The following is a 20162-nucleotide window of genomic DNA, read 5'->3' on the forward strand; positions in this document are numbered from 1 at the left end:
CGCTGTGGACAAAATCACCCGGGCCACCCGGATACCCAGCCTGACCTGCGATTTCACCGTCCACCGACAGGGTGGGGGAAAAATCTTCGGCGGGGTTTCCAGAACACCTCGGACGAGGCGGGAAGAACGCCCAAGCCAACTCCCAGGTAAGGAGCAACTGGCGGTTGCATCCGTTACCTGTGGAAGATTAGATTGGGCGCATGACACAGGCCCTCGCAGCACCCACGGCGGGGCCGAGACGGCACGACCGCGAGATCCTCGCACTGGCCGTTCCCGCCTTCGGCGCCCTCGTGGCCGAGCCCCTCTTCGTGATGGCCGACAGCGCCATCGTGGGGCACCTCGGCACATCCCAGCTGGCCGGCCTCGGCATCGCCGCCGCATTGCTCACCACAGCCGTGAGCGTATTCGTCTTCCTCGCCTACGCGACCACCGCGGCCGTCTCCCGCCGCGTCGGTGCCGGAGATCTGTCGGCGGCCATCCGGCAGGGCATGGACGGCATCTGGCTGGCCCTTCTGCTCGGCATCACCGTCATCGCCGTGATGCTGCCGGCCGCACCCTCGCTGATCTCCCTCCTCGGAGCCTCGGACGGAGTCGCCCCGCACGCGATCACGTATCTGCGGATCTCCGCCCTCGGAATCCCGGCCATGCTCGTGGTGCTGGCCGCCACCGGGGTCATCCGAGGCCTCCAGGACACCCGCACACCGCTCTACGTCGCCGTCGGGGGCTTCGCCCTCAACGCGGGCCTGAACGCCGCACTGGTCTACGGCGCGGGGCTCGGTATCGCCGGCTCCGCCTGGGGCACCGTCCTGGCTCAGTGCGGCATGGCGGCTGCCTATCTTTTCGTGGTCGTCCGCGGGGCCCGCCGACACGGTGCATCCCTGCGGCCCGACGCCTCCGGCATCCGTGCCTGTGCGCGGGCCGGGACCCCGCTCCTGGTGCGCACCCTGTCCCTGCGCGCCATCCTCATGATCGCGACCGCCGTGGCCGCTCGGCTCGGCGACGCCGACGTCGCGGCGCACCAGATCCTGCTCTCCCTGTGGAGCCTGCTCGCTTTCGCCCTGGACGCCATTGCGATCGCCGGACAGGCGATCATCGGCCGCTACCTGGGCTCGGGTGACACGGACGGCGCGAAGGCCGTCTGCCGCCGGATGGTCCAGTGGGGTATCGCTACGGGCATCGTGCTCGGCCTGCTGGTGGTCCTGGCCCGGCCCGTGTTCATCCCCCTGTTCACCAGCGACCCGGCCGTGGAGCAGGCCCTACTGCCCGCCCTGGTGGTCGTAGCCCTCTCCCAGCCCGTGTCCGGCATCGTCTTCGTGCTGGACGGGGTCCTGATGGGCGCGGGCGACGGAGGTTACCTGGCCCGGGCCATGATGGTGACGCTGGCCGTGTTCGCCCCGGTCGCACTGCTGGTCCCGGTCCTGGGGGGCAGCCTGACGGCACTGTGGTGGGCCATGACCCTGATGATGCTGGTCCGGATGGTCACCCTTCAGCTGCGTGCCCGCTCTGGACGATGGGCGATCGCGGGTGCCACCCGATAGCTGTTTCACGTGGAACAGCGCTGGGCGTGAGGGAGCGCGGCGCCGGTTGGCATGTTTCACGTGAAACATGCCTGCCAGCGCGCCCCGAGAACCTCCGGGAACGGTGATGGGCCGCACCCCGATCGGGGTGCGGCCCATCACGTGCAGCCCTTAGGCGGCGACGACCTCGATGCCCACGTTCGCGGCCACGTCGGCGTGCAGACGCACGGAGACCTGGTACGAACCGAGGGTCTTGATCGGGGAGCCCAGCTCAACGCGGCGCTTGTCGACCTTCGGGCCACCGGAAGCCTCGATCGCCGTGGCGATGTCGGCCGGGGTCACGGAGCCGAAGAGACGACCGGCGTCACCCGCGCGGGTGGCCAGACGGACCTTCACACCCTCGAGCTTGGCCTTGACCTCGTTGGCCTGCTCGATGGTCGCGATCTCGTGGATCTTGCGGGCGCGGCGGATCTGCGCCACGTCCTTCTCGCCACCCTTGGTCCAGCGGATCGCGAAACCACGCGGGACCAGGTAGTTGCGAGCGTAACCGTCCTTGACGTCGACGACATCGCCGGCGGCACCGAGGCCAGAGACCTCGTGGGTCAGGATGATCTTCATTAGTCGGTCACCCTTTCCTTATCGCGCGGTGGACGTGTAGGGCAGCAGCGCCATCTCACGGCTGTTCTTGACGGCCGTGGCGACGTCACGCTGGTGCTGCGTGCAGTTGCCGGTGACGCGGCGGGCACGGATCTTGCCGCGGTCGGAAATGAACTTCCGCAGCATGTTCGTGTCCTTGTAGTCCACGTACGCGGTCTTGTCCTTGCAGAACGCGCAGACCTTCTTCTTAGGCTTGCGCACAGGCGGCTTCGCCATTGTGTCTCTCCTGTGTGATCAAGAAGTTTGGATGGAGCTGCCCTAGAAGGGCGGCTCGTCCGAGTAGCCACCGCCGGAGCCGCCGGAGCTTCCGCCCCAGCCGCCCCCGCCGCCGCCCTGCTGCTGGCCACCGGCCGGCGCGCTGGAGGCCCACGGGTCGTCGGAGGGAGCTCCGCCGCCCTGCTGGCCGCCGCTGGGGGCTCCGCCCCAGCCGCCGCCACCCTGCTGCTGACCGCCGCCGCCGTATCCACCCTGGCCACCGCGACCGGTGGTCTTGGCGACCTTGGCCGTGGCGTTCTTCAGGCTGGGGCCGACTTCCTCGACGTCCAGCTCGTAGACCGTGCGCTTGACACCCTCACGGTCCTCGTACGACCGCTGCTTCAGCCGACCCTGCACGATGACGCGCATGCCTCGCTGAAGGGACTCGGCGACGTTCTCCGCCGCCTGCCGCCATACCGAGCAGGTCAGGAACAGGCTCTCGCCGTCCTTCCACTCATTGGTCTGACGGTCGAAGGTGCGGGGGGTGGACGCGACACGGAACTTCGCGACCGCCGCACCCGAGGGGGTGAAGCGCAGCTCGGGGTCGTCGACGAGATTGCCGACGACCGTGATGACGGTCTCGCCTGCCATGGATGAACCTCTCGGCGGGGATTGCTGCTGGGCTGCTGTGCTACTCGTTCCCGGTTACCGCTGAACCGAAGTTCAGTGGGTCTCGGGGCGAAGGACCTTGGTCCGGAGAACCGACTCGTTCAGGTTCATCTGTCGGTCAAGCTCCTTGACGACCGCAGGCTCGGCCTGGAGGTCGATGACCGAGTAGATGCCCTCGGGCTTCTTCTTGATCTCGTAAGCGAGACGACGACGGCCCCAGGTGTCGACCTTCTCGACCTTTCCGTTGCCCTCACGGACGACGGAGAGGAAGTTCTCGATCAGCGGGGAGACAGCGCGCTCCTCGAGATCGGGGTCGAGGATGACCATCACTTCGTAGTGACGCATGTGGAACCCACCTCCTTTGGACTCAGCGGCCACGGTCGTTCCGTGGCAGGAGGGTCGTGATGCGTGAGCACGGCATCCACAGAGCAGACACCGCGCAGCTGTACAGACTACCTGCTCGCGTCCTTCCGGTTGAAATCCGGCAGGAGAGGTCCACAATCTGTATCCATCGGGTGTGCTCGGTGCTATGTCCTCGGCGCCCTGCCGGAGGCAGCCCGCAGCACCGCCAGCTTCAGCCAGGAGGTGCCTTCCGATGGCACAGGCAATGCGGCCCCCTCAGATCTCCCTGCTCTCGACCGACGGAAAGCCCCATCCCCTGCAGGACGCCCTGATGGCGGTCACCCTCACCCTCGGCGCCGTGGCGTTCGTCACGGCCTTCTTCCACAACCTGCACCTGATCAGTTCGTGGGCCGGACTGATCGGCATCCTGACCGGCGCGTACGGACAGTTCGTCTCCGTCACGACACGCGAGCGCTTCGCGCTGATCATCGGCCTTGGCGCGTCTGCCATCGGCTTCTACCTCGGTATGTTCCACGGTGGCCTCTTCGGGGGCTGACAGGGCCGACCGGGGCACCTCCTCGGCAGGGCGCCGGCGGCACACCGGCCCGGGCCTGCGGCCCGTCCCCCAGAAGGGTGGCGCCCCTGTCGCAGTAGGCTTCGCGCCATAGCCAGCGAAGCCGCCGAGGAGACGCCCCGCATGAGCCTGTCCCTGAGGACCATCAGCCGAGAGCAGCATCTGGGTTACCTCCAGAGCCTGCCCTCGGCGAGCCACTGCCAGGTCCCGGCGTGGGCCGACGTGAAGAACGAGTGGCGTTCCGAGAACCTCGGTTGGTTCAACGAGTCCGAGGAACTCGTCGGAGCGGCACTCGTGCTGTACCGCCAGCTGCCCAAGGTGAAGCGCTACCTCGCGTACCTCCCCGAGGGGCCGGTCATCAACTGGTACGCCCCGAACCTGGAGGAGTGGCTCCAGCCGATGCTGGCCCACCTCAAGCAGCAGGGCGCCTTCACCGTGAAGATGGGCCCGCCCGTCGTCATCCGGCGCTGGAACGCGGCCGCCATCAAGGCGGGCATCCAGGACCCGAACGTGAAGCGGCTGCGCGATGTGGAGGCCTCGGTCATCGAGCCGCGCGCCTTCGAGGTATCCGACAAGCTGCGCCGCATGGGCTGGCAGCAGGCCGAGGACGGCGGCGCCGGCTTCGGCGACGTCCAGCCGCGCTACGTCTTCCAGGTGCCGCTGGCCAACCGCTCGCTGGACGACGTCCTCAAGGGCTTCAACCAGCTGTGGCGCCGCAACATCAAGAAGGCGGAGAAGGCCGGCGTCGAGGTCGTCCAGGGCGGCTACGAGGACCTGCCGACCTGGCAGCACCTGTACGAGATCACGGCCGAGCGCGACAAGTTCCGCCCGCGCCCCCTCAGCTACTTCCAGCGTCAGTGGACGGCCCTCAACTCCGAGGACCCCAACCGGATGCGCCTGTACATCGCCACGCACGAGGGCGAGCCGCTGGCCGCGGCCACGATGCTCACCGTCGGCCAGCACGTCTGGTACTCCTACGGCGCGTCCGCCAACCACAAGCGTGAGGTCCGGCCCTCGAACGCGATGCAGTGGCGGATGCTGCGCGACGCGTACGCACTCGGTGCGAGCGTCTACGACCTGCGCGGAATCTCTGACACGCTGGACGAGAACGACCACCTGTTCGGTTTGATCCAGTTCAAGGTCGGTACCGGCGGCGAAGCCGTGGAGTACGTCGGCGAGTGGGACTTCCCGCTGAACAAGGTGCTGCACAAGGCGCTCGACATCTACATGTCGCGTCGCTGACGACCCCCAGATCCACCCGCTTTCCCCACACAGTCCCGCTGCACCAGGCAGCTGCACAGGAGAGGTCCCGGACGGGCATGGCGCTCACGCTCTACGTCGACACCGCGCGCTGGCGTGCGCACCAGAAGCAGGTCCAGGACCAGTTCCCCGGGTTGGTCCCGGTCTGCAAGGGCAACGGCTACGGCTTCGGCCACGAGCGGCTGTGCGAAGAGGCGACCCGGATGGGTGCCGACCTCCTCGCGGTCGGCACCACGTACGAGGCGGCCAGCATCAAGGACTGGTTCGGCGGCGACCTACTCGTCCTCACCCCGTTCCGCCGGGGCGAGGAGCCGGTACCCCTGCCGGACCGCGTCATCCGCTCGGTGTCCTCGCTGGAAGGCGTCCGCAGCCTGGTTGGCGCCCGTGTGGTCATCGAGTGCATGAGCTCGATGCGCCGCCACGGAATCTCCGAACAGGACCTCGGCCAGCTGCACAGCGCCATCGAGGACGTGCGCCTCGAGGGCTTCGCCCTGCACCTGCCGCTGGACCGCCCGGACGGCTCGGACGCCGTGGAGGAGGTCATCGGCTGGATGGACCGGCTGCGCGCGGCCCGACTGCCGCTGCACACCATGTTCGTGAGCCACCTGCGGGCCGAGGAGCTGGCACGGCTCCAGCAGCAGTTCCCGCAGACCCGCTTCCGGGCCCGGATCGGCACCCGGCTGTGGCTGGGCGACCACGAGGCCACCGAGTACCGCGGCTCGGTGCTCGACGTCACGCGCGTGGCCAAGGGGGACCGGTTCGGCTACCGCCAGCAGAAGGCGGCCTCCGACGGCTGGCTGGTCGTGGTGGCCGGCGGTACCTCGCACGGTGTGGGCCTGGAAGCCCCGAAGGCGCTGCACGGTGTGATGCCGCGCGCCAAGGGCGTCGCCCGGGCGGGCCTTGCCACGGTCAACCGGAACCTTTCGCCGTTCGTGTGGGCGGGCAAGCAGCGCTGGTTCGCCGAGCCGCCGCACATGCAGGTGTCGATCCTGTTCGTGCCCGCCGACGCGACCGAGCCGAAGGTCGGGGACGAGCTGGTGGCGCACCTGCGCCACACCACCACGCAGTTCGACCGGATGCTCGACGCCTGAGCCGTCCCGTTCAGTCCCGGGGGCCGGTCCCCCAGTCGACCCGCTGTCCCTCCGAGGGCGCCGCGTAGCGCGGCGCCTTCGCTGCGTCCGACAGCACGAACACGTCCGGCGCCCCGTCCAGGACGCCCCCGGAGGGGTCGTCCGAGCCGTCCCGGCGTACGACGTCGTGCTCAGGGAGCAGGATGTCGCGGACGACGACGGCGCACAGGTACAGCGTGGCCAGCAGGTGGGCGGCGATCGCCAGCTGGTAGCCCTCCACGGGCAGGCCCTGGTGCTTGTCCCCGCTGTTGATGTAGGCGAGGTAGAACCAGATCCCGAGGAAGTAGGCGACCTCGCCGGCCTGCCAGATCAGGAAGTCCCGCCAGCGCGGCCGGGCCAGCGCGGCGAGCGGGATGAGCCACAGCACGTACTGCGGCGAGTAGACCTTGTTGCAGAGGATGAACGCGGCGACGACGAGGAAGGCCAGCTGGGCGAAGCGGGGGCGGCGGGGGGCGGTCAGCGTGAGCAGGCCGATGGCCCCGCACAGCAGGAGCGTCAGCCCGGTGGCATACGTGTTGGCGTCGTGCAAGGGGTTGCCCGAGCGCTGGGAGATCAGCAGCCAGACGGAGCCGAAGTCGATGGGCCGCTCCTGGCTGAAGGTGTAGAACTTCGTCCAGCCCTCCCAGGCGAAGAGCATGACGGGAACGTTCACCACGAGCCAGGCTCCGGCCGCCGCGGCAGTGGCCGCGCCGAATGAACGCCACTTGCCGGCCCGCCAGCAGAGCACGAACAGGACGCCGAGCAGCAGGACGGGGTACAGCTTGGCGGCGGTGGCCAGGCCGATGAGGGCTCCGAAGAGGACCGTCCGGCCGCGGGACCACATGAGCATCCCGGCCGCGGTCAGGGCGATGGCCAGCAGGTCCCAGTTGATCGTCGCCGTCAGGGCGAAAGCGGGCGCGAGGGCGAAGAGCAGGGCGTCCCAGGGCCGGCGGCGGTGGGTACGGGCGACGCAGACGGCGATGACCGCCGCACAGGCCATCAGCATGCCCGCGTTGGCCATCCAGTACATCTGCTCGCGGTGCTGCATGGAACCGCTGCCGGGAGTCAGCCAGGAGGCGATCTCCATGAAGAGCCCCGTGAGGACCGGGTACTCCAGGTACTCCATGTCGCCGGGGAGCCGGTCGAAGTACGGAGTCAGATTGTCGGCGAAGCCGCGGACCGCGTACAGATGCGGGATGTCGGAATAGCAGGCGTGGGTGTACTGCGAGGACGCCCCGCGGAACCAGGCCCACTCGTAGCAGGGCAGCTTCTGCACCATGCCGAGCGCGAACATGCCGATGGCGACGAGGGCCACGACGCGCACCGGTCCGAGCCAGTGGCCGCCGAGGCGGGCGTGGCGGCCGAGCGGGCCGCCGATCAGCTCACTGCCGGCTGCGGCGACCTCGTCCTGCTGCGTGGGCAGTACGGGGCGGTCCTCGTGCACCTGGGTCATGGGGGTCATCCTGCCGTACCGGGCGGGGGACGCGGGAAGGCCGCCGCACAGTGGGTGCGACGGCCTTCCTCGGCTTCACCGGAGGGTGGTGCCCGCCGATCACTGCGTGGCGGTACCGGTGGTCGATCCGGTGAGGCCGCCCGGGCGTCCCGGTCTGGCACTGGGCGAGGGGGACGGTGATCCGCTGGGCCCGCCGATGATGCCCGTACTGCTTCCGGTGGTGGTGCCGTCGTTGGTGCCGCCGCGCGTGGTGTCCGGGTCGCAGTACAGCTCCCACGGCTTGCACGGCCGGCCACCGCCCTTGGAAGGCGTCGGGGAGGGCGGCGGAGTGCTCGGCGGGACCGAGGACGGGGAGGAGGACGGCGTCACGGGTGCCTCAGGGGTGGGGGAGGGGGCGCCGGCCGAATCGGCCGTGACGCCGATGTCCTCGGCCTCCGGGAACCGCTTGACCGGGGTGCCCTTGAGGGCCTCCCCCATGTACTCGGTCCAGATCTCGGCCGGGATGTCGCCACCGTGGAGGGAGGGGATGTCACCCACGCCCTTCATGGAGATCAGGTTCTTCTCCGCCGAGTTGGGGTCGGTGCGGAAGAGGACCACGGAGGTGGAGAGCTCCGGGGTGTACCCGACGAACCAGGCCGACTTGTTCTCGTCCGTGGTACCGGTCTTGCCCGCCGCGGGCCTGCCCAGCTTCTTGGCCTTCTTGCCGGTGCCGTTCTCGACGACGTTCTGCAGCACCTTGGTGATGTTGTCCGCGACCGCGTGGTCCATGGCCCGCTGGTCCTTGGGGGCCTCGAAGCCGGACAGCTTCTCGCCGTTCTTCTCGACCGCGATCACGGAATACGGCTCGCGGTGCGTGCCGGAGGCGGCGAAGGTCGCATAGGAGTCGGCCATGCGGATGGCACTGGGGGTGGAGGTGCCCAGGGCGAAGGAGGCGTCGTTGTTGGGGTTGATCGACTCCTCCAGGATGCCCGTGGACTTCGCCACGGTCTTGACCTTGTCGTGGCCGACGTCGAAGACGAGCTGGGCGAACGGAACGTTGATGGACTTCTCCATCGCCTCGTTGAGGGTCACGTACCCGAAGGGGGTCGGGCTCTCGTTCTTCTGCTTGAAGGGCTTGCCCGAGGCGTCGCGCAGCGGCTTGCCCTCACGGTTGTTGATGACGGTGAGGTCGTTCGCCTGGTACTTGCTGTCGGCCGAGATGCCCTTGCCGTTGGAGTTCTGGGTGCCGTACTCCATGGCCGCCGCCAGCACGTACGGCTTCCAGGTCGAGCCGACCGGGACACCGCTGGTGTTGGCGTTGTTGGCGAAGTACTTCTGGTCCCAGCCCGGGCCGCCGTACAGGGCCACGAGCGCGCCGGTCTTCACGTCCACGGAGGCCGCGCCGAACTGTACGAAGGTGTCGGTGTCGGGGCGCTTCTTCTCGTCGATCAGCCCGGCGCGGATGTCCTCCACCGCCTTGGCCATGGCGTCCACCTTGGGCTTCTCGAAGGTGGTCTTGATCCGGTAGCCGCCGAGGGCCATCTGCTCGACGGTGATGCCCTTGGTCTTCATCACGTACGCCTTGGCCGTGTCGACCAGGTAGCCGATCTGGCCGGTCATGCCGCGGGCCTGCTCCGACTCGACGCGCTCGGGGAACTGCGTGTACTTAGCCCGCTCGGCCGGGTCCATGCGGCCCACCTCGACCTCGCGGTCCAGCACCCAGGCCCAGCGCTTCCTGGCGCGGTCCTCGTTGAGGGCGGGAGTGGCCGCGGCACCGATGCCGCCGTCCGGGTTGTAGAGGTTGGGGCCCTTGAGCATGGCGGCCAGGAAGGCGCACTCGGAGGGGTTCAGGTCCTGGCTGTCCTTGCCGAAGTAGGCGCGGGCCGCAGCCTGGATGCCGTAGGCGTCACGGCCGTAGTAGGCGGTGTTGAGGTATCCCGCGAGGACCGTGTCCTTCTCTTCGGAGACACCCAGCCTGATCGCGATGAAGAGCTCGGTGACCTTCCGCTTGAGCGTCTGCTCGGAGTCCAGGTAGGTGTTCTTCACGTACTGCTGGGTAATCGTCGAGCCGCCCTGGGTGGAGCCGCCCGTGCCCATGTTCCACACGGCGCGGGCGATACCCATCGGGTCCACGCCCTTGTCGGACTCGAAGGACTCGTTCTCCGCCGCGATCACGGCGTCCCTCATCGACCGGGGGATGCTCGAGATGGGGACGATCTGCCGGTTCATCGAACCGCCCGTGGCCACCATCTGGCTGCCGTCGGCCCAGTAGAAGACGTTGTTCTGCGCTTCGGCCGCCTTGTTCGGGTCCGGCGTGCTCACCATGGCGATGCCGATGCCGGCTCCGGCGATGATCACCGCGAAGAAGCCCAGGGCGGTTCCGGACACCAGCTTCCAGGAAGGGACGAAGCGCTTCCAGCCGTCCCGGTCGGACCGCGGGTAGTTGATCAGCCGCCTGTCCTGGCGGCCGGCGCCGCGCGCGCTGCCTGCTCCGCCTCTGCCACGGCCCGAAGACCCTCTCTGCGCGGCCCGGCGGGCGTCGGCGCGACTGCCCCGGGCGGGCTGCTGTGCGTACGGACCGCTGTGTGACGCGGTGGGGACGTCACGTCCGGCACCCCTGCCGGGGTGCTGCTGGGCGGCGCGGCGGGCAGAAGCCCGCCCCCCGCCCTGCGGTTGCGGCGGTTTGCGGCGGTGCTCGCTCATCGAACGACTACTCCTCGGGCAGGCGAGTGGCCTGGAAGCGGCAGATGAATTCCGGTTCCCCCCGGTGTCATGGCGCACAGACTACGCAGGCTCAAAACCCACCCAGTGCCGAAGTTCACCCCAAATCAGGCAACCTGCCCGGCGCGAATCGGTGATGTGATGCCGGTCACCATGTCTCCCCTTGTCGATGGACCCGGCCCGTTCTATCGTCTGGATGTATCGAGTCGATACATCAGCTCGACATAAAGACTCAGGGGTGGAGGAGAGGCAGGCGGATGAGCAGACGCTCCGGCATCCTCGAGTTCGCCGTCCTCGGACTGCTCCGCGAATCCCCCATGCACGGCTATGAGCTGCGCAAGCGGCTCAACACCTCGCTGGGAGTGTTCAGGGCCTTCAGCTACGGGACGCTCTACCCCTGCCTCAAGACGCTCGTCGCCAACGGCTGGTTGATCGAAGAACCGGGCAACGCCCCGGAAGACGCTCTCGCCGCTTCACTCGCAGGGCGCCGCGCCAAGATCGTCTACCGGTTGACGGCCGCGGGTAAGGAGCGCTTCGAGGAGCTCCTCTCCCACACGGGCCCCGAAACCTGGGAGGACGAGTCCTTCGCCGCCCGCTTCGCCTTCTTCGGCCAGACCGAACGAGACGTGCGCATGCGAGTGCTGGAGGGCCGCCGCAGCCGGCTGGAGGAGCGCCTGGAGAAGATGCGCGCCTCCCTCGCCCGGACGCGGGAGCGCCTCGACGACTACACGCTTGAGCTGCAGCGGCACGGCATGGAGTCCGTGGAGCGCGAAGTGCGCTGGCTGAACGAGCTCATCGAGAGTGAGCGGGCGGGACGCGATCGGAGACGATCAGGTCCGTCCGACGAAACCGAAAAATGAGGACTGCAGCTTGCAGACCTCGTCCGAGAACAAACAGGGAGCAACCGGAATGGGTTCGGTTCGCGTAGCCATCGTCGGCGTGGGCAACTGCGCCGCCTCGCTGGTGCAGGGCGTCGAGTACTACAAGGACGCCGACCCGGCGTCCAAGGTCCCCGGGCTGATGCACGTCCAGTTCGGCGACTACCACGTGCGTGACATCGAGTTCGTCGCCGCGTTCGACGTCGACGCGAAGAAGGTCGGCCTCGACCTCTCGGACGCCATCGGCGCCAGCGAGAACAACACCATCAAGATCTGCGACGTCCCGAACGCCGGTGTGACCGTTCAGCGCGGCCACACCTACGACGGTCTGGGCAAGTACTACCGCCAGACGATCGAGGAGTCCGCTGAGGCCCCGGTCGACATCGTCCAGGTCCTCAAGGACCGCGAGGTCGACGTCCTGATCTGCTACCTGCCGGTCGGTTCCGAGGACGCGGCGAAGTTCTACGCGCAGTGCGCCATCGACGCCAAGGTCGCCTTCGTCAACGCCCTCCCGGTCTTCATCGCCGGCACCAAGGAGTGGGCCGACAAGTTCACCGCGGCCGGTGTCCCGATCGTCGGCGACGACATCAAGTCGCAGGTCGGCGCCACCATCACGCACCGCGTGATGGCGAAGCTCTTCGAAGACCGCGGTGTCCGTCTCGAGCGCACCATGCAGCTCAACGTCGGCGGCAACATGGACTTCAAGAACATGCTCGAGCGCGAGCGCCTCGAGTCGAAGAAGATCTCGAAGACGCAGGCCGTCACCTCGCAGATCCCCGACCGCGAGCTGGGCGACAAGAACGTCCACATCGGCCCGTCCGACTACGTCGCGTGGCTCGACGACCGCAAGTGGGCCTACGTCCGCCTCGAGGGCCGTGCCTTCGGCGACGTCCCGCTGAACCTCGAGTACAAGCTTGAGGTGTGGGACTCCCCGAACTCCGCCGGTGTCATCATCGACGCCCTGCGCGCCGCGAAGATCGCCAAGGACCGGGGTATCGGCGGTCCGATCCTGTCGGCGTCCAGCTACTTCATGAAGTCCCCGCCGGTCCAGTACTTCGACGATGAGGCCCTGGCCAACGTCGAGAAGTTCATCAAGGGCGAGGTCGAGCGCTAGTCGAACCCCCGCACGTCCTGTCGACACCTGGACTTCGGCTGTTCTTCCGCGGAGGGTCCCCGGGCAATGTGCCCGGGGACCCTCCGCGTGTGTGACCCTTTCCCTCATGCCTGTCGTACGTGATCTGCGCGTACTCCTGCGCCTGAGGGACTTCCGCAACCTGCTCGCCGTACGGCTGCTCTCCCAGGCGGCGGACGGCGTGTACCAGGTCGCGCTCGCCACCTATGTCGTCTTCTCCCCCGAGAAACAGACCTCCCCGGCAGCCGTCGCCTCCGCAATGGCGGTGCTGCTGCTGCCCTACTCGGTGATCGGCCCCTTCGCCGGAGTGCTGCTCGACCGCTGGCGCCGACGCCAGGTCTTCCTCTACGGCAATCTGCTGCGGGCCTTCCTCGCCTGCATCACCGCGGTGCTGATCGTCGCGCACGTACCCGATTGGCTGTTCTACGCCTCGGCGCTGTCCGTGACGGCGGTCAACCGCTTCGTACTGGCCGGGGTGGCTGCCTCGCTGCCCCGCGTCGTCGGAGCCGGTCAGCTGGTCACCGCGAATGCGCTCTCCCCCACCGCGGGGACGCTCGCGGCGGTGGCCGGCGGAGGGCTGGCCTTCCTCGTCCGGCTGCTCGCGTCCGGCTCCAACGCCCTCGTCGTGCTACTCGGAGCGGGTCTCTACCTGTGTGCGGCCCTCGTCTCCCTGCGCCTGGCCGTCGGACTGCTTGGCCCCGAACACTCCGCAGGGCAGGCACACCCCTCAGTGGCCCAGGGCATCGCCCTCACCGTGCGGGGCATGGCCGAAGGCCTCCGGCACCTCGCCGCCCGGAGGCCGGCGGCCCAGGCGCTCACCGCGATGACCATGATGAGGTTCTGCTACGGAGCACTGTTCGTCATGCTGCTGATGCTCTGCCGCTACGCCTGGTCGGACAACGAAGCCGAGGGGCTGACTCTCCTGGGCATCGCAGTCGGCGCGTCCGGAGCCGGATTCTTCGCGGCCGCGGTGGCGACTCCGTGGATGGTGGGGCGACTGGGCACCCTCGGCTGGATCACCGCCTGCGCGGCGGGCTCCGCCGTGCTGGTGCCGGCCCTCGGCCTGTTCTTCGCCCCGGGTCCGATGCTGGTCGCCGCGTTCGTCCTGGGCCTGGCCACCCAAGGCACCAAGATCTCCACCGACACCGAAGTGCAGTCCCGTGTGGACGACGACTACCGCGGCCGGGTGTTCTCCGTCTACGACGTGCTCTTCAACGTCGCGTTCGTCGGTGCGGCGGCCGTGGCCGCACTCATGCTGCCCGCCGACGGCCGGTCCGTAGTGCTGCTCGTCTGCGTGTCCGTGCTCTACGCGCTGACCGCGGTGCTCCTCAGCCGTCACAGCCGATGTTTCACGTGAAACATCGCCCATGACGGCACCCCCGGTGTCGATGTTTCACGTGAAACATCGACACCGGCGCCCGAGGATCAGTCCTGGGCCGCCCACCACTCCTTGAGCGCGGCCACGGCGGCATCGTGCCCCATCGGCCCATTCTCCAGCCGCATCTCCAACAGGAAGGCATAGGCCTTGCCGATCACCGGTCCGGGGCCCACGTCCAGCACGCGCATGATCTCGTTGCCGTCCAGGTCGGGACGGATCGCGTCCAGCTCCTCCTGCTCCTGGAGCTGTGCGATGCGCCGTTCCAGCCCGTCGTAGGTGCGGGAGAGCGCGTTCGCCTTGCGCTTGTTGCGCGTGGTGCAGTCGGACCGGGTCAGCTTGTGCAGGCGGTCCAGCAGCGGCCCGGCGTCACGGACGTAGCGCCGCACCGCGGAGTCGGTCCATTCGCCGTCCCCGTAGCCGTGGAAACGCAGGTGCAGCTCGACCAGCCGGGACACGTCCTTGACCATGTCGTTGGAGTACTTCAGCGCGGTCAGCCGCTTCTTGGTCATCTTGGCGCCCACCACCTCGTGGTGGTGGAAGGAGACCCGGCCGTCCTTCTCGAAGCGGCGGGTACGGGGCTTGCCGATGTCGTGCAGCAGGGCAGCGAGCCGCAGTACGAGGTCCGGGCCGTCCTGTTCCAGCGCGATCGCCTGCTCCAGCACGATCAGCGAGTGGTCGTAGACGTCCTTGTGCCGGTGGTGCTCATCGCTTTCCAGCCGCAGCGCGGGCAGCTCGGGCAACACACGGTCGGCCAGCCCCGTGTCCACGAGCAGTCCCAGGCCGCGGCGCGGGTTGGCGGACAGGATCAGCTTGTTCAGCTCGCCCTGGACCCGCTCCGCGGAAACGATCTCGATCCGGTCGGACATGGCCTTCATCGCCGCCACGACCTCGGGTGCGACCTCGAAGTCCAGCTGCGCCGAGAACCGCGCCGCCCGCAGCATGCGCAGGGGATCGTCGGAGAAAGAGTCCTCGGGGGTGCCGGGGGTCCGCAGCACTCCGGCGGCCAGGTCCTCCAGGCCGCCGTGCGGGTCGATGAACTCCTGCTCCGGCAGAGCCAGGGCCATCGCGTTCACCGTGAAGTCACGGCGCACGAGGTCCTCGTCGATTGAGTCACCGTAGGAGACCTCCGGCTTGCGCGACGTACGGTCGTAGGCCTCCGAGCGGTACGTCGTCACCTCGATCTGGAAGTTCCGCACGGCATCGCCGACGCGCGCGTTCTTCTGGGCCCCGACGGTGCCGAAGGCGATGCCCACGTCCCAGACCGCGTCCGCCCACGGCCGGACGATCTTGAGAACGTCCTCGGGTCGGGCGTCGGTGGTGAAGTCGAGATCGTTGCCGAGACGCCCCAGCAGCGCGTCGCGGACGGACCCGCCGACCAGGGCCAGGCGGAAGCCCGCCTCCTGGAACCGGCGGCCGAGCTCGTCGGCGACAGGAGCGACCTGCAGCAGTTCACTGACCGCGCGGCGCTGCACCTGACTCAGGGCACTGGGGTTGTCTTCGTTGGCGTTCGGCACAACTGAAAAGGGTACGTGCCCGGTCCACCGGTAACCGCCCCGTTTATCGGCGACCCCGGTATGCGGCCGCCGCCGGGCTGTACCGATCATGTGGAGCAAGGGGCGGCACTCGCACACAGCGCACCTCGTTACCATTCGTGGACGCACGAAAGACGACCACTGACACTTCTAGGGACGGGCTAGCGCGTGGCCGAGGCGGCAGACATCCAAGGGGTCTCACCCGCCCCTGTCCGGCGCCGATGGCTGCGGCGCGCGATCGTCCTGCTCGCCGGGACCCCCGTGCTGGCCGCTCTCGTCTACGCCCCCGCCCCGCAAGCGGAGGCCGTGCAGGCCTCCTCCGTCGACGTCCAGCTGGTCTCGATGGCACCCAGCGCCCCGGTGAAGGGCGACACCCTCACCATCGAGGGCACCGTGGTCAACACCGGGTCCGAAACGATCACGGACGCCCATGTCGGCCTGCGGGTGGGCCCCGCACTCACGGACCGCTCGTCCATCGACGAGACCGCGGACCGCAACGGCTTCCGGGCTGGCACGGATCCCGGCGAGATCGACTCGGCCTACGCAGTGAAGATCGCCTCCTTGCCGTCGAAAGTCACCCAGAACTTCACCCTCACCGTCCCGGTGAACAAGCTCGAGCTCGACAAGGACGGCGTCTACCAGCTCGGTGTGTCCCTGTCCGGCGTGACCGAGAGCCGGCCGTCCGAGCAGGTGCTGGGCATCAAGCGGACCTTCCTGCCCTGGCAGCCCGAGGCCGCCTCCAAGCGTTCACAGCTCACCTACGTCTGGCCCCTGATCTCCGCCACCCGTGTCACGGCCGAGACCGGATCCGACGAGCTCCAGACACCGGTCTTCCTCGACGATTCCCTCTACGAGGAGCTCAAGCCGGGAGGCCGCCTGGAACAGATGGTCACGCTCGGCAGGGACCTCCCGGTCACCTGGGTCATCGATCCCGACCTGCTCTACACGGTCGACGCGATGACCAAGGGCTACCGGGTCAGGGGCCCGAACGGAAAGTCCGTCCAGGGCAAGAACAAGGCCGTGGCCGAGCAGTGGCTGAGCTCACTGGAAGCGGCCGTGCAGGGCAAGAAGGTCGTCGCGCTGCCCTTCGCGGACCCCGACCTGGCTTCCCTCGCACACCGCGGCAAGGACGTCTCGGGCACTCTGGGACAGCTACACCCGGCCACCGACAAGGCAAAGGACGCGGTGCAGACCGTCCTGCACGTCCCGGCGTCCACCGACTTCTCCTGGCCCGTGAACGGCGCCATCGACCCCTCGATCGTGAACGTGGCCACATCGGCCGGCGCCCACAACGTCCTGGCCCGCAGCGACAGCCTGGTGGAGAGCGGTGCCCTCGGCTACACGCCGTCGGCGGCCCGGCCCATCGGAGCAGGTACCACCGCCGTCGTGGCGGATGCCGAACTGTCCACCGCCTTCGAGGGCGACATGCTGAACGCCGGCAGCTCCACCCTCGCCGTGCAGCGGTTCCTGGCCCACAGCCTGGCCCTGAACCTGCAGAAGACCGACGAGCAGCGCAGCTTCGTCGTGGCCCCGCAGCGAATGCCCACCGTCAGCCAGGCCCGGTCGATGGCCGCCGCCCTGCGCGGCCTCCAGGGGGGCCGCTGGACGCAGCCGGCCGACCTCGAGGCGGCGGCTACCGCCAAGCCCGACCCCGGGGCCGCCACCCAGGTGCCGGGCGCCGGCCAGTATCCGGAAGACCTGCGCAAGCAGGAGCTGCCGGTATCGGCCTTCGAGAAGATCCGCACGACGCAGAACACCCTCGACCACTTCAAAGTGATCCTCGCAGCGCCCGACCGCGTGGAGATCCCCTTCGGCAACACCATCAACCGGGAGATGTCGACCTCCTGGCGAGGACGTCCCGACGAAGCCCGCCTCTACCGGGACCAGGTGCAGGACTACCTGATCGGTCTCACCGAGAAGGTCAAGGTCATCCCCAAGTCCGACGCCACCCTGTCCGGACACAGCGCCACCATCCCGGTCAGCGTGCAGAACAGCCTGGTGCAGGACGTGCACGACCTGGTGCTGCGGGTGAAGTCCGCCAACCCGTCCCGCCTGATGTTCGGCGACAGCGGCCAGGCGGAGCAGCAGGTCACCGTCCAGGGCGACCACACCCAGACGGTGAAGTTCCCCGCCAACGCCACCGCGAGCGGGCCCGTCGAGGTCACGGCACAGCTCTTCACCAAGGACGGCATCCCCTACGGCAAGGAACGCCGGTTCACCGTGGAGGCCACCGAGATCACTCCCACCGTGATGCTCGTGATCGCCGGCGGCGTGCTCCTGCTGGTCCTGGCAGGCATCAAGATGTACGCCAGCCGCAAGCGTGTGGCAGCCCGTGCCGCCGCGGAGGAGAGCACGCAGCCGAGTGACGAGTCCCCGGACACCGAACCGCAAAGCACCGAGGGGTCCGGCACGAGTGAGACAGTGGACCGTTGAGCGATGCCGTGGCCGGTCGGCCTGGGGACGATGAGGTGGGGTTTCGATGAACGCGCCGTACGACGGTGACCGCGCGCAGGGCACTGGCGGGCCCGCGCCCTCCCAGGGCACTGCCCCGGGCACCCCGGTGCCCGGGCAGGTTCCCGTGCCTGCGCCCGCGCCGGACCGCGACCCGTATGTCCAGGGTGCCTACGACTACGACCCGTACCGGTCCCAGGACCTGTCCGCCCAGGACCCGGTCGACGAGGTTCTCTACGACCGTGCCGCGCACCCGCCGCCGGCGCCCGGCACCTTCCAGGAGCCCGGTCCGCTCTACGCGGCCCCGAGCGCGCCCATGTACTCCCCCGATCCTCGCGTCTGGGCCCAGACCCCGCCGCCGGAACCGGACGGCCCGTCCCGGCACCTTCCGTACGGCGATCGCGCCTCCACCACCGAGTTCGTGGGGGTGGACTCGCTCGTCACACGTGCCTCGGAGGAACAGCCCGAGCCGGACGCCTTCGCGCACCTCTACCGGGACCAGGAGGCGGCGCCCCGCATCCCCGCCGAGGACGCCCCCGTCGCCGCTCCGGCCCCGAGCAAGCCGGCCGGACGTGCCGCGAGCCTGCTCAAGTCCAGCGCGCTCATGGCCGCGGGCACGATCGTCTCCCGCATCACCGGCTTCTTGAGAACCCTGGTGATCGCCGCGGCGATCGGCGTCGGCACCTTCAACGACACGTACCAGATCGCCAACACGCTGCCCACGATGATCTACGTGCTCGTCGGCGGCGGCGCCCTCAACGCCGTCTTCATCCCGCAGCTGGTCCGCGCGATGAAGAACGACGCCGACGGGGGACAGGCCTATGCCAACCGGCTGCTGACCCTGGTCGTGGTGTTGCTGGCCGGCATCACCACCATCTGCGTCCTGGCGGCGCCGGTGTTCATCACGATGATGTCGCCGAAGATCGCCTCCGACCCGCAGCAGATGGACGTCGCCGTCGCGTTCGCGCGCTACTGCCTGCCCACCATGTTCTTCATGGGCGTTCATGTGGTGCTCGGTCAGATCCTCAACGCCCGGGGACGTTTCGGCGCGATGATGTGGACTCCGGTCCTCAACAACATCGTGGTCATCGCCACCTTCGGCGCCTTCATCTGGGCCTTCGGCGGCTTCACCACCTCCGGCGTCAACGCCACGACCGTCACCCCGGAAGGCGTCCGCCTGCTGGGGCTCGGCACCCTGCTCGGCCTGACCGTCCAGGCCCTGGCAATGCTCCCGTACCTGCGTGACGCAGGCTTCACACCGCGCCTGCGCTTCGACTGGAAGGGCCACGGCCTCGGCAAGGCCGCCCGCCTGGCCAAGTGGACGTTCTTCTTCGTCCTGGCCAACCAGGTCGGCCTGGTCATCGTCACCCAGCTCGCCACCTGGGCCGGTTCGGTCGCCGAGAAGCAGGGTCACCCCGGTACCGGTATCACCGCCTACAACTACGCGCTGCTGCTGTGGCAGATGCCTCAGGCGATCATCACCGTCTCCGTCATGACGGCCGTCCTGCCCCGCATTTCCCGCTCCGCCCACGACGGCGACGCCGCCGCGGTCCGCGACGACATCTCCTACGGACTGCGCACCTCGGCCGTCGCGATCGTGCCCTGTGCCTTCGCGTTCCTCGCGCTCGGCGTCCCGATGGCGACCCTGCTCTACGCGGGCTCCGGATCCGGTGCCCAGAACATCGGCTACGTCCTGATGGCCTTCGGCCTCGGCCTGATCCCGTACTCCGTCCAGTACGTCGTCCTGCGCGGGTTCTACGCCTACGAAGACACCCGGACGCCCTTCTACAACACCGTCATCGTCGCCGCCGTGAACGCGGCCGGATCGGCGGTCTCCTTCTTCGTCCTCCCCGCCCGCTGGGCGGTCGTCGGCATGGCGGCCTCCTACGGTCTCGGCTACGCCGTGGGCGTGGGCGTGGCCTGGCGCCGCCTGCGCACCAGGCTCGGCGGGGACCTCGACGGCGCCCACGTGATGCGCACCTACGCCCGACTCACCGGAGCCTGCGTCCCGGCCGCCGCCGTGGCCGGAGCGGCAGCCTACGCGGTCACCCAGTGGCTGGGCAGCGGAGTGTTCGGTTCCGCCACGTCCCTGGTCGTCGGCGGTATCGCCCTGGCTGCCGTGTTCCTCATCGCGGCCAAGCGGATGCGGATCGAAGAGCTCAACGCGATGGTCGGGATGGTCCGCGGGCGTTTGGGGCGCTGATGCGCACAACCGTCGCCCCCTTTCGTGTGTCGTGCATAGCGTCGGACTGTGGGCACAATTGGCATGGCTTCGCAGACTGGCCTACAGCGCGCAACGGATGGGGAGGCAGGAA

16 protein-coding genes are annotated in these 20162 nt (G+C 68.7%); 9 read left to right on the forward strand and 7 right to left on the reverse strand.

From position 1 onward, the window contains the following. The first annotated feature begins 200 nt into the window (after window positions 1-200). Window positions 201-1538: an MATE family efflux transporter gene (locus ACFW2G_RS05065; protein WP_037920355.1), complete on the forward strand. Its 1338-nt coding sequence runs from the start codon at window positions 201-203 to the stop codon at window positions 1536-1538. A 150-nt stretch (window positions 1539-1688) separates the two neighbouring features. On the opposite strand, the gene rplI is transcribed toward ACFW2G_RS05065, so the two are convergent. The 4 genes from rplI to rpsF all read right to left on the reverse strand — a co-directional run bounded on the left by rplI (window position 1689) and on the right by rpsF (window position 3383). After that, complete coding sequence (rplI, locus tag ACFW2G_RS05070; protein WP_031156063.1) at window positions 1689-2135, reverse strand: 50S ribosomal protein L9; 447 nt, start codon at window positions 2133-2135, stop codon at window positions 1689-1691. Between the two features lie 18 nt (window positions 2136-2153). Beyond that, the gene (gene rpsR / locus ACFW2G_RS05075; protein WP_005315025.1) at window positions 2154-2390 is read right to left on the reverse strand and encodes a 30S ribosomal protein S18; all 237 of its coding nucleotides are present in this window, start codon (window positions 2388-2390) and stop codon (window positions 2154-2156) included. A 42-nt stretch (window positions 2391-2432) separates the two neighbouring features. Further along, complete coding sequence (locus tag ACFW2G_RS05080; protein ID WP_037920357.1) at window positions 2433-3020, reverse strand: single-stranded DNA-binding protein; 588 nt, start codon at window positions 3018-3020, stop codon at window positions 2433-2435. Between the two features lie 72 nt (window positions 3021-3092). Further along, window positions 3093-3383 carry a 30S ribosomal protein S6 gene (rpsF, locus tag ACFW2G_RS05085; RefSeq protein ID WP_004950685.1) on the reverse strand — a complete coding sequence of 97 codons (291 nt, stop codon included), beginning with the start codon at window positions 3381-3383 and terminating at the stop codon, window positions 3093-3095. Window positions 3384-3633: 250 nt separating this feature from the next. Here rpsF and ACFW2G_RS05090 point away from each other — a divergent pair, with 250 nt between their 5' ends. The 3 genes from ACFW2G_RS05090 to ACFW2G_RS05100 all read left to right on the forward strand — a co-directional run bounded on the left by ACFW2G_RS05090 (window position 3634) and on the right by ACFW2G_RS05100 (window position 6305). After that, a complete protein-coding gene (locus ACFW2G_RS05090; RefSeq protein WP_202200733.1) occupies window positions 3634-3936 on the forward strand; it encodes a hypothetical protein in 303 nt (100 codons plus the stop codon). Between the two features lie 141 nt (window positions 3937-4077). Then, a complete protein-coding gene (locus ACFW2G_RS05095) occupies window positions 4078-5196 on the forward strand; it encodes a peptidoglycan bridge formation glycyltransferase FemA/FemB family protein (protein WP_037920360.1) in 1119 nt (372 codons plus the stop codon). 77 nt (window positions 5197-5273) lie between these two features. Further along, entirely contained in the window at window positions 5274-6305 is a 1032-nt protein-coding gene (locus tag ACFW2G_RS05100) for an alanine racemase (RefSeq protein WP_037920364.1), read from the forward strand. Window positions 6306-6315: 10 nt separating this feature from the next. Here ACFW2G_RS05100 and ACFW2G_RS05105 read toward each other — a convergent pair whose 3' ends face one another. Then, window positions 6316-7776, reverse strand: coding sequence for a glycosyltransferase family 87 protein (locus ACFW2G_RS05105; RefSeq protein WP_384581001.1), 1461 nt, complete (start codon window positions 7774-7776; stop codon window positions 6316-6318). A gap of 99 nt (window positions 7777-7875) precedes the next feature. Then, window positions 7876-10458 carry a transglycosylase domain-containing protein gene (locus ACFW2G_RS05110; protein WP_384449057.1) on the reverse strand — a complete coding sequence of 861 codons (2583 nt, stop codon included), beginning with the start codon at window positions 10456-10458 and terminating at the stop codon, window positions 7876-7878. Between the two features lie 275 nt (window positions 10459-10733). Here ACFW2G_RS05110 and ACFW2G_RS05115 point away from each other — a divergent pair, with 275 nt between their 5' ends. The 3 genes from ACFW2G_RS05115 (at window position 10734) to ACFW2G_RS05125 (ending at window position 13843) form a co-directional block, all read left to right on the forward strand. Next, entirely contained in the window at window positions 10734-11336 is a 603-nt protein-coding gene (locus tag ACFW2G_RS05115; RefSeq protein ID WP_030839336.1) for a PadR family transcriptional regulator, read from the forward strand. A 49-nt stretch (window positions 11337-11385) separates the two neighbouring features. Then, on the forward strand, window positions 11386-12468 hold the full coding sequence (locus ACFW2G_RS05120; protein ID WP_037920370.1) for an inositol-3-phosphate synthase: 1083 nt from the start codon (window positions 11386-11388) through the stop codon (window positions 12466-12468). Window positions 12469-12574: 106 nt separating this feature from the next. After that, a complete protein-coding gene (locus tag ACFW2G_RS05125; RefSeq protein ID WP_384581003.1) occupies window positions 12575-13843 on the forward strand; it encodes an MFS transporter in 1269 nt (422 codons plus the stop codon). A gap of 68 nt (window positions 13844-13911) precedes the next feature. Here ACFW2G_RS05125 and ACFW2G_RS05130 read toward each other — a convergent pair whose 3' ends face one another. Continuing rightward, entirely contained in the window at window positions 13912-15378 is a 1467-nt protein-coding gene (locus ACFW2G_RS05130; protein ID WP_384449065.1) for a CCA tRNA nucleotidyltransferase, read from the reverse strand. Window positions 15379-15564: 186 nt separating this feature from the next. On the opposite strand from ACFW2G_RS05130, the gene ACFW2G_RS05135 reads away from it, so the two are divergent. Further along, window positions 15565-17829: a DUF6049 family protein gene (locus tag ACFW2G_RS05135; RefSeq protein WP_384449068.1), complete on the forward strand. Its 2265-nt coding sequence runs from the start codon at window positions 15565-15567 to the stop codon at window positions 17827-17829. 46 nt (window positions 17830-17875) lie between these two features. Beyond that, window positions 17876-20050 (forward strand): murein biosynthesis integral membrane protein MurJ, encoded by a 2175-nt coding sequence (gene murJ / locus ACFW2G_RS05140; RefSeq protein WP_384581005.1) that lies wholly within the window; start codon window positions 17876-17878, stop codon window positions 20048-20050. Window positions 20051-20162 lie beyond the last annotated feature (112 nt).

Source organism: Streptomyces sp. NPDC058880, assembly GCF_042742535.1.
Classification (GTDB): domain Bacteria; phylum Actinomycetota; class Actinomycetes; order Streptomycetales; family Streptomycetaceae; genus Streptomyces.

Coding starts and splice junctions, on each gene's coding strand:
- ACFW2G_RS05090 (WP_202200733.1), top strand. CDS start 3,634: ATGGCACAGGCAATGCGGCCCCCTCAGATCTCCCTGCTCTCGACCGAC.
- ACFW2G_RS05095 (WP_037920360.1), top strand. CDS start 4,078: ATGAGCCTGTCCCTGAGGACCATCAGCCGAGAGCAGCATCTGGGTTAC.
- ACFW2G_RS05100 (WP_037920364.1), top strand. CDS start 5,274: ATGGCGCTCACGCTCTACGTCGACACCGCGCGCTGGCGTGCGCACCAG.
- ACFW2G_RS05110 (WP_384449057.1), bottom strand. CDS start 10,458: ATGAGCGAGCACCGCCGCAAACCGCCGCAACCGCAGGGCGGGGGGCGG.
- rplI (WP_031156063.1), bottom strand. CDS start 2,135: ATGAAGATCATCCTGACCCACGAGGTCTCTGGCCTCGGTGCCGCCGGC.
- rpsF (WP_004950685.1), bottom strand. CDS start 3,383: ATGCGTCACTACGAAGTGATGGTCATCCTCGACCCCGATCTCGAGGAG.
- ACFW2G_RS05115 (WP_030839336.1), top strand. CDS start 10,734: ATGAGCAGACGCTCCGGCATCCTCGAGTTCGCCGTCCTCGGACTGCTC.
- murJ (WP_384581005.1), top strand. CDS start 17,876: ATGAACGCGCCGTACGACGGTGACCGCGCGCAGGGCACTGGCGGGCCC.
- ACFW2G_RS05065 (WP_037920355.1), top strand. CDS start 201: ATGACACAGGCCCTCGCAGCACCCACGGCGGGGCCGAGACGGCACGAC.
- ACFW2G_RS05120 (WP_037920370.1), top strand. CDS start 11,386: ATGGGTTCGGTTCGCGTAGCCATCGTCGGCGTGGGCAACTGCGCCGCC.
- ACFW2G_RS05080 (WP_037920357.1), bottom strand. CDS start 3,020: ATGGCAGGCGAGACCGTCATCACGGTCGTCGGCAATCTCGTCGACGAC.
- rpsR (WP_005315025.1), bottom strand. CDS start 2,390: ATGGCGAAGCCGCCTGTGCGCAAGCCTAAGAAGAAGGTCTGCGCGTTC.
- ACFW2G_RS05125 (WP_384581003.1), top strand. CDS start 12,575: ATGCCTGTCGTACGTGATCTGCGCGTACTCCTGCGCCTGAGGGACTTC.
- ACFW2G_RS05105 (WP_384581001.1), bottom strand. CDS start 7,776: ATGACCCAGGTGCACGAGGACCGCCCCGTACTGCCCACGCAGCAGGAC.